The 12,991-nt window shown below is 40.8% G+C and carries 14 protein-coding genes; 3 read left to right on the top strand and 11 right to left on the bottom strand.

Annotated features, from left to right (window positions below; all coding sequences use genetic code 11):
* Window positions 1-106: 106 nt before the first annotated feature.
* Window positions 107-256 (bottom strand): 50S ribosomal protein L33, encoded by a 150-nt coding sequence (gene rpmG, locus ACIQXU_RS01165; RefSeq protein WP_028391797.1) that lies wholly within the window; start codon window positions 254-256, stop codon window positions 107-109.
* 115 nt (window positions 257-371) lie between these two features.
* Window positions 372-980, bottom strand: coding sequence for a hypothetical protein (locus ACIQXU_RS01170; RefSeq protein ID WP_402869511.1), 609 nt, complete (start codon window positions 978-980; stop codon window positions 372-374).
* 431 nt (window positions 981-1,411) lie between these two features.
* Here ACIQXU_RS01170 and ACIQXU_RS01175 point away from each other — a divergent pair, with 431 nt between their 5' ends.
* Window positions 1,412-1,807: a hypothetical protein gene (locus ACIQXU_RS01175; RefSeq protein ID WP_402956525.1), complete on the top strand. Its 396-nt coding sequence runs from the start codon at window positions 1,412-1,414 to the stop codon at window positions 1,805-1,807.
* Complete coding sequence (locus ACIQXU_RS01180) at window positions 1,800-2,261, top strand: hypothetical protein (RefSeq protein WP_402986257.1); 462 nt, start codon at window positions 1,800-1,802, stop codon at window positions 2,259-2,261. Before ACIQXU_RS01175 ends, ACIQXU_RS01180 begins: the two co-directional genes overlap by 8 nt.
* Before the next feature lie 65 nt (window positions 2,262-2,326).
* On the opposite strand, the gene phoU is transcribed toward ACIQXU_RS01180, so the two are convergent.
* The 9 genes from phoU to ACIQXU_RS01225 form a co-directional block, all read right to left on the bottom strand.
* A complete protein-coding gene (phoU, locus tag ACIQXU_RS01185) occupies window positions 2,327-2,980 on the bottom strand; it encodes a phosphate signaling complex protein PhoU (RefSeq protein WP_402986259.1) in 654 nt (217 codons plus the stop codon).
* Window positions 2,981-2,999: 19 nt separating this feature from the next.
* Window positions 3,000-3,839, bottom strand: a complete 840-nt coding sequence (pstB, locus tag ACIQXU_RS01190) for a phosphate ABC transporter ATP-binding protein PstB (RefSeq protein WP_402869518.1) — start codon at window positions 3,837-3,839, stop codon at window positions 3,000-3,002.
* The gene (gene pstA / locus ACIQXU_RS01195) at window positions 3,839-4,717 is read right to left on the bottom strand and encodes a phosphate ABC transporter permease PstA (protein ID WP_402986261.1); all 879 of its coding nucleotides are present in this window, start codon (window positions 4,715-4,717) and stop codon (window positions 3,839-3,841) included. The genes pstB and pstA overlap by 1 nt, the downstream gene beginning before the upstream one ends.
* Before the next feature lies 1 nt (window position 4,718).
* The gene (pstC, locus tag ACIQXU_RS01200; protein ID WP_402869889.1) at window positions 4,719-5,618 is read right to left on the bottom strand and encodes a phosphate ABC transporter permease subunit PstC; all 900 of its coding nucleotides are present in this window, start codon (window positions 5,616-5,618) and stop codon (window positions 4,719-4,721) included.
* Window positions 5,619-5,757: 139 nt separating this feature from the next.
* The gene (locus tag ACIQXU_RS01205) at window positions 5,758-6,729 is read right to left on the bottom strand and encodes a PstS family phosphate ABC transporter substrate-binding protein (RefSeq protein WP_402986263.1); all 972 of its coding nucleotides are present in this window, start codon (window positions 6,727-6,729) and stop codon (window positions 5,758-5,760) included.
* A gap of 217 nt (window positions 6,730-6,946) precedes the next feature.
* Complete coding sequence (locus tag ACIQXU_RS01210; protein WP_402869523.1) at window positions 6,947-9,115, bottom strand: peptidoglycan D,D-transpeptidase FtsI family protein; 2,169 nt, start codon at window positions 9,113-9,115, stop codon at window positions 6,947-6,949.
* Between the two features lie 196 nt (window positions 9,116-9,311).
* The gene (locus tag ACIQXU_RS01215) at window positions 9,312-10,532 is read right to left on the bottom strand and encodes an MFS transporter (RefSeq protein WP_402986265.1); all 1,221 of its coding nucleotides are present in this window, start codon (window positions 10,530-10,532) and stop codon (window positions 9,312-9,314) included.
* 216 nt (window positions 10,533-10,748) lie between these two features.
* The gene (sodA, locus tag ACIQXU_RS01220) at window positions 10,749-11,357 is read right to left on the bottom strand and encodes a superoxide dismutase SodA (RefSeq protein WP_402869526.1); all 609 of its coding nucleotides are present in this window, start codon (window positions 11,355-11,357) and stop codon (window positions 10,749-10,751) included.
* A gap of 139 nt (window positions 11,358-11,496) precedes the next feature.
* Window positions 11,497-11,982, bottom strand: coding sequence for a DUF456 domain-containing protein (locus ACIQXU_RS01225; RefSeq protein WP_402869528.1), 486 nt, complete (start codon window positions 11,980-11,982; stop codon window positions 11,497-11,499).
* Between the two features lie 150 nt (window positions 11,983-12,132).
* Between ACIQXU_RS01225 and ACIQXU_RS01230 the strand changes: the two genes are divergently transcribed.
* Window positions 12,133-12,906 (top strand): DUF1189 domain-containing protein, encoded by a 774-nt coding sequence (locus ACIQXU_RS01230; protein WP_402986268.1) that lies wholly within the window; start codon window positions 12,133-12,135, stop codon window positions 12,904-12,906.
* Window positions 12,907-12,991 lie beyond the last annotated feature (85 nt).

Consider the following 12,991-nt stretch of genomic DNA (forward strand, 5'->3'; position numbering starts at 1 on the left):
TAAAATGAACTCATTTACGAAAGCCGAAATAGAAAGTTGTCGAATTTTAGGATTAATGGCTAAAATGGAAAAAAGCAAAAAAAAAACAACAGGAAAATCCTGTTGCTTACTTTGTTTCGCGGTGAGTTGTGCTGCGTTTTTCTCTTGAGCAGTATTTTTTAAGCTCAAGACGGTCTGGATTGTTACGTTTATTTTTTTTAGAAATATAGTTACGGTCTCCACATTCAGTGCAAGCTAATGTAATATTTACGCGCATGTGTATTTCCCTCCAAACATATTGACTTTTTCACATAGGACTTTTCTATAATAGCATTATTTATTGTGAAATGCTAGTATGTTTTTCGGGAAAAATTAATTTAACTTTTTTTTTCCTAGTTCTCGCCGTTTTTCATGGTTTGAAGAAGATTGTGATTCAGGAGTTTTGCTTCTTCTTTTGTTTCAGCATGTATGGCCCATGCCACTACTTCCACACATTCCTTTGGCAGGATTTCCGTTTCCAGGGTGAACATACTGGTGACCTCCCCTTTGGCAAGTGGTGAGTAAGCAAGGATCCCTTCTTTCAACGATTTAAAACATCCTTCTTGATAGAGACTCCCTTTCCCCTGAATACAGTATTGTGAAATACCTTTCCCCTTTACAACTCCTCCTAATAGGGCAATCGACTGCGTCGCAACATGTAGGATTGCCCGCTCACCCGGACTGTAAAAAGCGACCGCTTGCTTTTCGAAAGCGTTTTCATAATGAAAGAACATCTTTGGATATTTAGGCTCAAAGGACGTATTTCTTATCGTGAACTTTGAAAATGTTATTTTTCCTTGGGTAAACGTTTGTAAAAGCGACCTTATTTCCCCGCCGGGATGACTCATCATATCCTCTTCAGGATACCAATCAAAACTCTCGTCCATCCATAGCCCCGCCTTTAACCCCTTTCGAAATACTTCCCGGTTATCCTGTGGCATATATGCGGATAATGAACTCATAAAAATCATCCCTTTCTCTTTTCGAATTTATATCACACTTAACGATAGGCGCTGACAGTGACACTCAATCTCTCATAATCCTACACACTAATTTTAAGAAAGGCTTTACCTTGTTTAAGAAATAAAACTATTTGATTTTTCAGTTTATTTTATTACATTTATGTTAGCATTGAATTCGCCAATGAACAATAAACACATTTTGTCGAAATTTATTTACTTTAGAAATAAAGGGATTTACATCAAAATTATTATCCATATTTATTTTTTTTTATAAAAACGAGTGCATTTTCGACAAATAGCGAATGAAAATCCGTCAGATTAGGAAAAGAAATGCTATTTTAAAAATATAATAAAAGGAAAATCACCAAATTTTTAATAAATATGTGTAAAATAGATGTAAATGTCGAAAATTTTCTCCCTGAGGTGAAAACATGCAAATCTTAATTATTCTATTATTCTCATTGGCAATCATCCTTCTTATTATTTCTTTTTTCAAACAAGACAAGGTTGCTAAATTAGAAGAAGATCTAGAACAAATGACTATAACCTATATGCAGGATATCTACCAATTGAAGAAAAAGGTGAAGATTCTTGAAGAGGAATTTGTGATCCAGGACGGGCCAGACCACTCTGAGGCAAACCGTCTCAAAGCAACCACTCCTTCAAATGACAGGGAGTCCATTCATAAAATCTTAAAGAGCCAGGTTCTTTCTTTATACAACCAAGGACTTTCACTGGACCAGATCGCCAAACAATCCTCTTTGACGAAAGAACAAACCCTTTCAGTCATTGAAGAATATGGATTGCGGGGAAAAGAAGATGAATAAAGTGACTCTTCAGGCCTTTTCAGCAGGCATCATTGTTTCCACAACAATCTTTGCTGGTTTTTATTATATGACGGAGCCCAACGAAGAAACTGGACCGACTGTGGAAGAAGCTAAGAAATTGCTGAATGAAAAAGGCTATCTCGTATCCTTGCAGAAAGACGAAAGGCTAAATTCCGAAAAAGAAGAAAAAAGGATCGACAAGGAGGAGAAGAAACAAGAGAAAGAGGTTCCCAAAAAGAATAATCCTGTTGTTTCCTATACCTTAGAAGTGAAAGCCAATATGACTACACTAGAAATAGCAACGAAACTGGAAAAGGAAAAAATCATCGATGACGCTGCACGTTTTGAGTCTTACGTTGAAGATCAGGGCTTCTCCAAGAACATTCAGATTGGCGAATTTGTCGTCACGGATAACATGACCTATCGACAATTGGCCAAGACACTGACACAATAATGATAAAAGAGAGACTTTGAATGGCTGCCGGCCAGGCAAAGTCTCTCTATTAAAACTACCTATATTCAATCCCTGCGGCTGATATAACGCCCCCTCACAAGGAAGTATATATTTTCGGCAATATTCGTTGTATGATCAGCCGTTCGTTCTAGATAGCGGGCAATGAAGGAAAGTTGAGTCACCTGTTGTAGGTTCTTTTCATCCGACAATCTTAGGAGACTTCGGATCATATCCCCATAGAAACGATCGACCTCATCGTCCATTTCAATGATTTCTCGCGCTAAAGTAATATCTTCCCTCTCAAAGGCATCAATGGAAAGTTCAATCATCTTCAGTGTGATATCATACATCTCTTTCAATGAAGTTATCGGAAGAATGAAAGGCTGATCACCGATTCGTATGGCCGATTTGGCTATATTAACGCCAAAGTCTGCCATTCTCTCCATATCGGATGCAATTTTGATGGCAGCAATGATCCTCCGTAAATCGATGGCAACCGGTTGTTGTTTAGCAATTAGGAGAATGGCGAAGTCGTTAATTTCCTCTTCCAATAAATCTGCTTTCGTATCATCCTCGATGACTCCAAGCGCTTCTTCAAAATTCCTGTTCTCGAGTGCCGTAAATGATTTAGTGATTGCGCCTGATGCCAATTCAGCCAACTCAACGATTTTCCCTTGTAATTCTTTTAACTGAAGTTCGAAATTTTCGCGTACAATCATGCATCTGCCCCCTTTTCTCTCATCCAAACCGACCTGTAATATAATCTTCGGTCCTCTTATCATGCGGGTTCGAGAAGATGGTATCGGTGTCGTCATACTCGATGACTTCTCCATTTAGAAAGAAAGCCGTTTTATCAGAGATTCGGGCCGCTTGCTGCATATTATGGGTAACGATTATAATACTAAAATCTTTTTTTAGCTCTTGGATCAATTCTTCAATTTTTAATGTGGAAATCGGATCGAGCGCTGATGTCGGTTCATCCATTAAAATGACATCAGGTTCAATGGCGAGACACCGAGCGATACAAAGTCGCTGTTGTTGCCCACCTGAGAGTCCATATGCATTTTCTTGAAGACGGTCTTTTACTTCATCCCAGATGGCAGCACCTCTTAAACTTTTTTCCACTATTTCGTCCAAAATCTTTTTATTCTTGATGCCATGAAGTTTCGGTCCATATATCACATTCTCATAGATTGATTTAGGGAAAGGGTTCGGTTTTTGAAAAACCATACCCACCTGCGTTCTCAAATCCTCCACTTTATAAGATTGATCCAGGATATTACGGTTCCGGTATTTAATCTGTCCTGTCGTCCTTACGCCTGGAACAAGTTCGATCATCCGGTTCAACGTTTTGATAAAGGTGGATTTCCCACATCCTGACGGACCGATGATTGCGGTCACCTCATTCTCATGCATATCAAGATCAATATTTTTCAATGCATGGTTTTCCCCATACCATAGATTGAGCCCTGCCGTTTTATATACGGGAGCCCTTGAAGAAACAGGCTTTTTTTCATTTTTAATTAGTGGAACCTCTTGATTCGCTAAGGTCATGTTCATATTATCTTCTCCCCCCATCAGTATCTTTTCTGAAATTTATTTCGGATTACCACAGCAATTGAATTCATGAAAATGAGCAGAATGAGCAACACGATGATTCCTGCTGCAGCCACCTGTTGAAATTCTTCCTGAGGACGCGATGTCCAGTTATAGATTTGCATAGGGAGCACCGTAAACGTATCCATGACTGATTGCGGTAAAAAGGCAATGAATAATGGAATGCCGACCACCACCAATGGAGCGGTTTCTCCGATTGCCCGGGATAAAGCAAGGATCCCACCTGTTAAAATCCCTGGTATCGCTGCTGGCAGGACCACTTTCCAGATGGTCTGCCATTTGGTGGCACCCATTCCATAAGAAGCATCTCGTAATTCACGAGGTACAGCCCTAATGGCTTCCTGTGCCGCTACAATGATGACTGGCAGGACGAGTAGGCTCATCGTTAGTCCTGCTGCCAAAATGGAGCGATCCAAGGCCAAAGCCCTGACGAAAACCGTCAAACCAAGCAATCCGAATACAATGGAGGGAACTCCCGCCAGGTTAGATATATTAACTTTGATGAATGTGGTGATCCAATTCCTTTTCGCATATTCCTCCAAATAGATGGCCGTCCCCCCCCCCAACATAAGAGCAACCGGTGCAACGACGGCCATCAGCCATAATGAACCAATGAGAGCAGCCTTTACCCCAGCTTCTTCAGGTTTTCGGGAAGCGAAGTTCTGGAGGAAATCCCCATTCAAGTGACCAATCCCTTGAGTAAATATCCGATAGAATAAGATGGCTAAGATCAGGAGCCCAAATAAGGTTGCCAAGAAGAATAACCCTTTACAGATTGAGTTAATCGCCAGTCGGACAGGCATTTTCTTTGCTACAAGACCTTTATTTATCAGTTTCATGTCAATATTCCTCCCTGTACCTGCGGGAGATGAACTGCGCCAGCAGATTCATGATTAGCGTAAAAGCGAACAGTGTCATTCCGACCGCATAGATGCTGTAGTATATCGTTGTTCCATACCCAGCATCCCCACTACTGACCTGCACGATATAGGCTGTCATCGTTTGAATCGATGAGGTGACGTCCATGCTCACGCTAGGAGTCGAACCACCTGCCACACTCACGATCATCGTCTCTCCTATTGCTCTCGAGATAGCCAGGACGATGGAAGCCACAATGCCGGATACAGCAGCTGGCAGGACCACCTTTATCGTCGTTTCAAGCTTTGTGGCACCTAGAGCATATGCACCCTCACGGATCGATTTCGGTACCGAGATAAGTGCATCTTCCGATAAAGAGGCTATCATCGGCATGATCATGATTCCTACGACGATCCCAGGGCTTAGCGCATTGAACATTTCCAGGAAGGGGAAGAGATCACGCAAAACCGGTGTAACGAAGGTCAAGGCAAAGAATCCGTAAACGATAGTGGGAATCCCCGCTAACACTTCTAGAATCGGCTTTATCACTCTCCGCGTTTTCTCCGATGCATATTCACTCAAGAAAATGGCAGTGGCAAGTCCTACGGGGACCGCAACTAGCGAGGCTATTACCGCTATCTTCAGTGTACCTACAACAAGTGGCATAATTCCATAAGAAGGAGTGGCGGCAAAAGGTAACCACTTACCATTTGTAAAAAATTCAACTATCGATACCTTCTCAAAAAATATAAACGTCTCAAAAATAAGGGTAAAGACAATTCCAATGGTCGTGAAGACCGATATGGCCGCTGTTAGGAACAGCATGACCGGAATCAGCTTTTCCAGATTGAACCTTTTTTTATTTTTTCTCTCCAGGATCATTCGCTGTACAGAATAGGCTTCTGCTTGTTTCAGTTCCAAAATGCATCCTCCATTTCAAACACGCAATATTTGAATGACCATCCGTTCCCCGCTCTGAATTCAGATGAGGAGACGGAAAGGAGTGACATGATTAAACCGTCTATTCCTTTAGTTCTTTCAATTTATCAAGATCCTTTTTATACTCCTCTTCCGGAAGGCTGATGTACCCTACTTCTTCAGATAGTTCTCCCGCATTTTCAATCATGAATTCCGTATAATCCGCTACTTGTTCCTTCTCTGCTACTGATTTGTTCGCTACATAGGTAAATAAGGGACGAGACAAAGGAGCATAGTCCCCACTTTTAATCGTTTCATGGGTTGGCTCAACGGCCCCATTTCCATTATCGATGGAGATGACCTTTAATTTATCCTTATTCTCTGCATAGTACGCGAATCCAAAGAACCCTATGGCATTCTTATCCCCCTCTACTCCTTGAACCAAGACATTATCATCTTCGGAAAGTGTCGCGTTCTCCACCATCGGTTTTTCCTCGAGTATGACTTCATTGAAATAATCGTATGTGCCTGAGTCTGTACCCGGGGAATAAAACTTAATCTCTTCCTTTGGCCATTCCGGACGTATATCAGACCATTTCTTCACGGTTCCATTATCAACCCATAGTTCTTTTAGTTCCTCGACTGTCATGTGTTCAATAAAATCATTATCTTTGTTGACCACTATCGAGATGCCATCAAACGCTAATTTCAATTCTGTATATTCAATACCTTTTTCATCGATCAATTTACTTTCTTCCTCTTTGACAGGTCGGGACGCATTCGTTAAATCCGTTTCACCGGCAATGAATTTTTTAAATCCCCCGCCCGTTCCTGAAGATCCTACAGAAACTTTCACATCCGGTTGTTCAGCCATATATTCTTCCGCAACTGCCTCTACTATGGGAAATACAGTAGAAGAACCATCCATGATGACTTCCCCTGCCAATGAAGATGAGCTAGAGCCTTCCCCTTTTGCACCGCTTGTTTTAGTCGAATCATCCGCACCACAACCAGCCGCAATGGCTATCACTCCACCCATTACTACAGTCATCGCCATCCCCTTTAAATATCTCATGCGTAAGTCCCCCTAATATTTTTTTATGATTAATTTGTCCTACATACAAATCATACGATTACTCTGTAAACCTCGTATAAAGGAATTGTAAATATTCAGTAAATGATTGTTCACCTAGTGTAAAGATGCTAAGAGAAAAGTGGTTGCACCCTGAACATCCCCATTTGAACATAAAAAAACACGCTTTGGGTTGATCCCAAAAGCGTGTATCTTTTCTTTATTCGTCTTGACTATCTCTTATTTCAGCTTGCTCTTTTTGAATCTCTTTACCGTTCTCAACTTTCAAATCGGTTGATGCATTCGTATCTTTTTTCTCGGTCCGCTCTTTTTTCAGCTTGAAATAAGTATCCATGATTTCCGCACCAATTTCTTTACTCATGGAATGACCTGAATGTCCCTGATATGCCCAAGGAACGACAACAGCAAATGCAACTTCCGGGTTTTCGGCTGGAGCATAACCCACAAGCGTGATATTCATCGTGGCTTGAGGCTCGCTATAATCCAATCTACTCGGACCATCATAGAATGCTTCCGCCGTACCTGTTTTGGCCGCTACTGTATAAGACTTATTTCCAAAGTAAGAATAAGCGGTTCCGCCTACTTCCATCGTTACCTTTTCAAAGCCCTTTTGTACACGGGTAATCCATTCATCCTTCATATCAAGACGATTCAGGACAGTTGGTGAAACTTCTTCGGAAATGGGACCCAATTCATCATTTTCATCAACCGGATCACGTATTTCCTTAACAATGTGGGGTTCCATACGGTTCCCGCCATTGGCAATCGTGGACACATACTGCGCAAGTTGCATAGGAGTGTATGTATCATACTGACCGATAGCAAAATCCAGTAATTTACCCGGAGTTGTTTCGGAACCCTTGAAACCATTCATTTCCATCGGGAGATCGATTCCCGTACGAACCCCTAAACCAAACTGGGCAAACGAATTTCGCATCGTTGAAAATGCACTGGATTTAATGTTTAAAGGCTCATTCGGCACATAATGTGCACCTGCAATATTAATGGCGGTCCTGAACATATAAACGTTGGAAGAGACTTTTAAAGCCGTTAAATCGTTTATGTTCCCGAAATTGCTATAAGATCCTTTTTCCTTTGTACCTTTGATCTTCAACTTTGTATCATAGAAGAATGTTCCGGGCTGAATGGCTCCTTGTTGATAACCAGTCAAAACAGTCGCACCCTTCACAGCAGAACCCATCGTATAAGAAGTCGTGATGTTTCCTAATGCGAAATCATTAATGGACCTTTTTCCCGTCTTTTCATCCTTGTCATATTTTTTACCTGCCATCGTTAAAACTTCTCCCGTTTTCGGATCCATCATCACGACAAACGCTCTATCCAAGAATTTTGTGTTCCCCATCTTTTTCTTGCTGATTAAATGCTTTTCAATGATTTCCTCTGTTGCCAACTGTAAATCCATATCAACCGTCAACACCAGGTCTTTCCCACGCTGTCCTTCAGTAATGACTTCTGAATCCACAACGTTTCCTGATTTATCGGTTACATTCTTCACTTTTGCCTTTTGGCCTTGGAGGACATCTTCATATTGCAACTCAATATAACTTTTACCCACACGGTCATTCCGGCTGTAATCACGTGCTAAATAATAATCAAGGCTTTCGCTAGGCAATCCTTCTTCTGAAGAAGACACCTTTCCTAACACAGACTTAAGCGTTTTATTATAGGTATAGAACCTATCCCAATCGGTTGAAATATCCACACCTGGAAGCGAATCGAGATTTTCACTCACCCTTGCAAACTCTTCCTTGGTTACTTTCTTGTTTTTCACGATTTGTGGAGTCAGTGCATAACCACTGGCGAACTCCCTATAAATCGCCAGGACTTCCATTTCCTTTTTGGAAAGCTTCATTTCTTCTTCTGTAATACGTTCGAGCTGTAGCTTGTACAAATCAGCTTCTTCAAGCTCTCCCTCTTCTACCTTTTTTCTTTCTTTATCCGTAATCTTTTTCTCCGCAAGCTCTGGATTACGCAGGATCCAAAAATCCTTTTTATCACGATCCGTGACCTTATCGGCTTCTTTATCAATCAACTTAGCTAGCTTCTCGGCCGTTTCAACCATTTCTATTTGTTTCGTACCTTGCTTTCTTGTATATGTAATTGCATCCAGCGGCTGATTGTCGACCATCAATTTCAAATTCCGGTCATACATTTTGCCACGAGGCACCGAATTATTCACGGTTACTTCTTCTGTTCTTTCAATCTCGCGTCGGTAATCATCGCCGTATACGATCTGTACGACACCCAAACGCAAAATCAGACCAGAAAACAAAACAAATACTAAAAAGAAAAGAACATTCAATCTGAAAGGTACATGCGTCTTTTTCTTTTTCTTTGTATTTACCACACCAAGCCACACTTCCTTTATCCATAGTCATGATAGTCCTATACTATTCTATAGAACAATTTTGTTTTTTTCTACCTTCATGTTCTAGAAATATTAGACACATAAAGAAAATCTAGCCCAAAAGCACGCTCAAGCCGTTCATTCGCGTTTTTTTACCACCATCTTACAATAAAAAAAGGCCCTCCAAGGCCTTTTTTCATTCTCGATCATAGATATCGATATTCCTCACAAACCAATAAATGATGAAATGTCCCGCACCAACGATTAACAAATAGAAGGGCAAGCTCTCTTTTAAATCAAAGCTCATGACCATCCAGATAAAACCTACTACAGAAACAATCCTTCCAAGATGAACGAACAGTTCACGGACAACCACGTATTCAATTCGCATTTTAGCTGCATCCTTAGCCCTTCCTATGATGTCATAGGTCAAAGAAATATATGGAACAAGCAACAGCGGATATGCTCCTGCAACGATGGCCCCATAAACGAGAAGCTTACCGAATGTCACATCGAAAGCGATGAGCCAGACTCCCATATAAAGAAAGATGCCTCCGATAAGGATTGCTTTCTTCCGCATGGGTTGTTTTATGTACCGCGAAACAAAAAAATAAGCAATGAAGGACACCGCTGAATTCAATAGTCCATAGCTCCCTATAGCCAGTTCACTTCCCGTTTGTACAAAGATGGTGATGGATATGATGAACATGAACGTTCCTTCCCGAAGCCCCTGAAAAAAATGGGCACGGGTGATCATACGCCAGTTCTTATCATTTTTTCTTTCTTTCCATACTCTCATAAAAAAGTATTTTCCGTGAGCAGGGCGTCTATTCAAGGAAAAGCTCAGAAAAACGGCAATGGTAAACAGTAATAATGATAAACCAAAAATGATTGTATACCCCGTGAACTTTTCGAGCCTTGATATAATAAACCCTGAAAGGATAGGACCAATCATGCCCCCAAAGGAATGTAGAGCCCCTAAAACACCGTTGAAGAAGTCTCTCGTATCCGGTTCAGTAATTTCAAAAGTCAAAACATTAAACGCTAGCCAATAAAACCCATAGCCAATCCCTAGCAAGGCCCCCAATAGAAAAAGAAAATCCGTGGCCCTCGTTCCTACCAAAAGGACTGTCAAATAAAACAAAGCCATGAAACTTACGCCTAACCTTAAAACGATAATTCGGTCGACCTTTTTGGCTAACCGTCCGGCAAATACAAAAGTAATTGGTTGGAAAAGAACCACACTTAAATTGTAAACGGCAATATCAATAATTTGACCGGATTGTTTCCACAGATACACATTAACAAATGTATTGGATAAAGCGACACTCAGGCTATATAATCCGCCAATCAGCAAGAGAAGCTGCAAATCCTTCTTCGCTCCCGCCTCTCCCTTCCATTTTACTAAAATACCCATTGTTTTAACTCCCCTTCAAATTCCACTCTAGTGTTTGAAAAAACAATGGCATTTATGTGAGAAAGGGAAAGAAAACTGATGAATCGGCGTTCCCAATCAGGCCTATCCCTTTAGATTATCCAAGAGGAATAAGTAAGTTGTAAACGATTAGTTCCCATAAAACAAATAAGGCGGAAATCCCCGAAAGGATTTCCGCCTTATTATTAGTGCGTATAATTATTTAGCTGCGCTGTAACGTTTTGCAACTTCATCCCAGTTAACAACATTCCAGAAAGAATTGATGTATTCAGGACGACGGTTTTGGTAGTTCAGGTAATAAGCATGTTCCCAAACATCTAATCCAAGAAGTGGAGTCTTTCCTTCAGATAATGGGTTGTCTTGGTTTGGTGTGCTAGTAACTTCTAATTCACCGTTGTTAACGGCAAGCCATGCCCAACCAGAACCGAAACGAGTAGTTGCCGCTTTAGCGAACTCCTCTTTAAAGCTGTCAAAGCTTCCAAATTTAGAAGTGATAGCGTCTGCTAATTCACCAGTTGGTTGTCCGCCACCGTTTGGTGAAAGGATTTCCCAGAATAATGAGTGGTTAGCATGTCCGCCACCGTTATTGCGTACAGCTGTACGTACAGCTTCTGGTACTGCGTCTAGGTTAGCAACGATTTCTTCAACGCTTTTGCTTTGAAGCTCTTCGTTTCCTTCTAGCGCCTTGTTTAAGTTTGTCACATACGTATTGTGATGTTTAGTGTGGTGAATGTTCATTGTTTCTTTGTCAATGTGTGGTTCTAACGCATCGTATGCGTAAGGTAATTGTGGAAGTTCGAAAGCCATAATAAAATTCCTCCCTATGTAAGCTGTTTTTTGGGGCTCTAGTCATCTTCAGATTCCTAAAGCTCGTTAGCATTAGATTACCAAATTTTCTTATCCGTTTCAAATCTTATGCCTATATTTATTTTCATTTTATAGTTCCTTAGGCGAAGATCACGAATAAAAAGTACCCAATCATCAAAAGTTGGATGATTCCTTTAGTGAAAATGCTGCTTATGAAGCCTACCACGGAACCAAGGCCGATTTTTGATGCCGTAACCACATCTTTTTTATGGAAAAGGATCTCGGCTAGGAATGCTCCAATGAAGGGCCCAATCAATATTCCCACAAATGGAATCACAAAAGGACCGACAATGAGCCCGATTGTACTGCCCCAAACACCCGCCTTAGTCCCTCCGTATTTTTTGATGCCGACCATATTCGCAATATAGTCCGCAGAAAATAAAAGAACGACAAACAAAACTTGGACCGTCCAGAAAAACCAACCAAAAGGCTCAAAGGAATAAAAAAGTCCATATAACAAAATCCCTGCGAATATGAATAATACGCTTGGGATGATGGGGAAAATCAAACCGACAAAACCGATGATGAACATCAGGATAATGATGATCCAAAATAGCGTATCCACAAATAAAACATCCCTTCTATTTTATACACCTTACCTCTTCATATTTGCCCGTTTATATGCGGTTGAAACCATTGAATGCTGATACAGGTTGTTTTATTCCATAACTCTAGTTAAAATTGAGGGGAATATCATAAGATAGGTGCTGAAATCATGAACATATTCAAACAACTATGGGTGAGCCTCTATTCACCGAAAGATATCGGTTCCTTTCAAAACCAGGGAATTGGTAAGACAATTTTATATGTATTTTTCTTGAGCCTCATATTCTTCCTTCCTTCCGCATTTTACTTAGGTACAATGATTACGAATGGAATAAACGCGATTTCAGAAACTGTCTCGGAGGAAATGCCTGATTTTGAAATTAAAAATGGAACGCTAACCTCTGCTGACAAAGAGCCATTCGTCTTGAAAAAAGACAACTACCAAATATTCGTGGATGGCACTGGTTCCTTAACTCCAAAAGATGTTTCCGAAAAAACGGATGAAGCAGTGGCCCTTTTAAAATCCGAACTTGTATTTGTATCGAATGGCAATATACAAACTTCTCCTTATTCACTCTTAGAAGGAAACAATGAAGATTTATACAAATGGATCCATTCCGTGGAATCCGTCCTACCGATCATCCTGCCGTTGCTTCTCCTGACTTTATATTTATTCACGGCTGCTGGAACATTCTTGAAAGTGACCATTCTTGCTGCATTCGGGACGATATTCCGGAGCACCATGGGGCGTTCAATATCGTATAGGCACCTATGGAGGATTGCCGCATATAGCATCACGCTGTCCACTATTTTCTTCACAATCATGGACGCCTTTCAAGCAGAAGTCCCCTTCGCTTCCTTCATTAGCTGGTTCGTGTCGTTAATTATGCTTCACTTATCCATTAAAGAAACGAATGATAATTCTGAAGAAATAGGATCATAAGAATAAATCAAAACCAGACTTGCTCTTGCCTGTCTGGTTTTTTGTACAGGGCGTTATTCCATATGACACCCCTGCTCCCTAACCA

This window comes from Peribacillus sp. NPDC097284, assembly GCF_044761765.1.
Taxonomy (GTDB): Bacteria; Bacillota; Bacilli; order Bacillales; family DSM-1321; genus Peribacillus.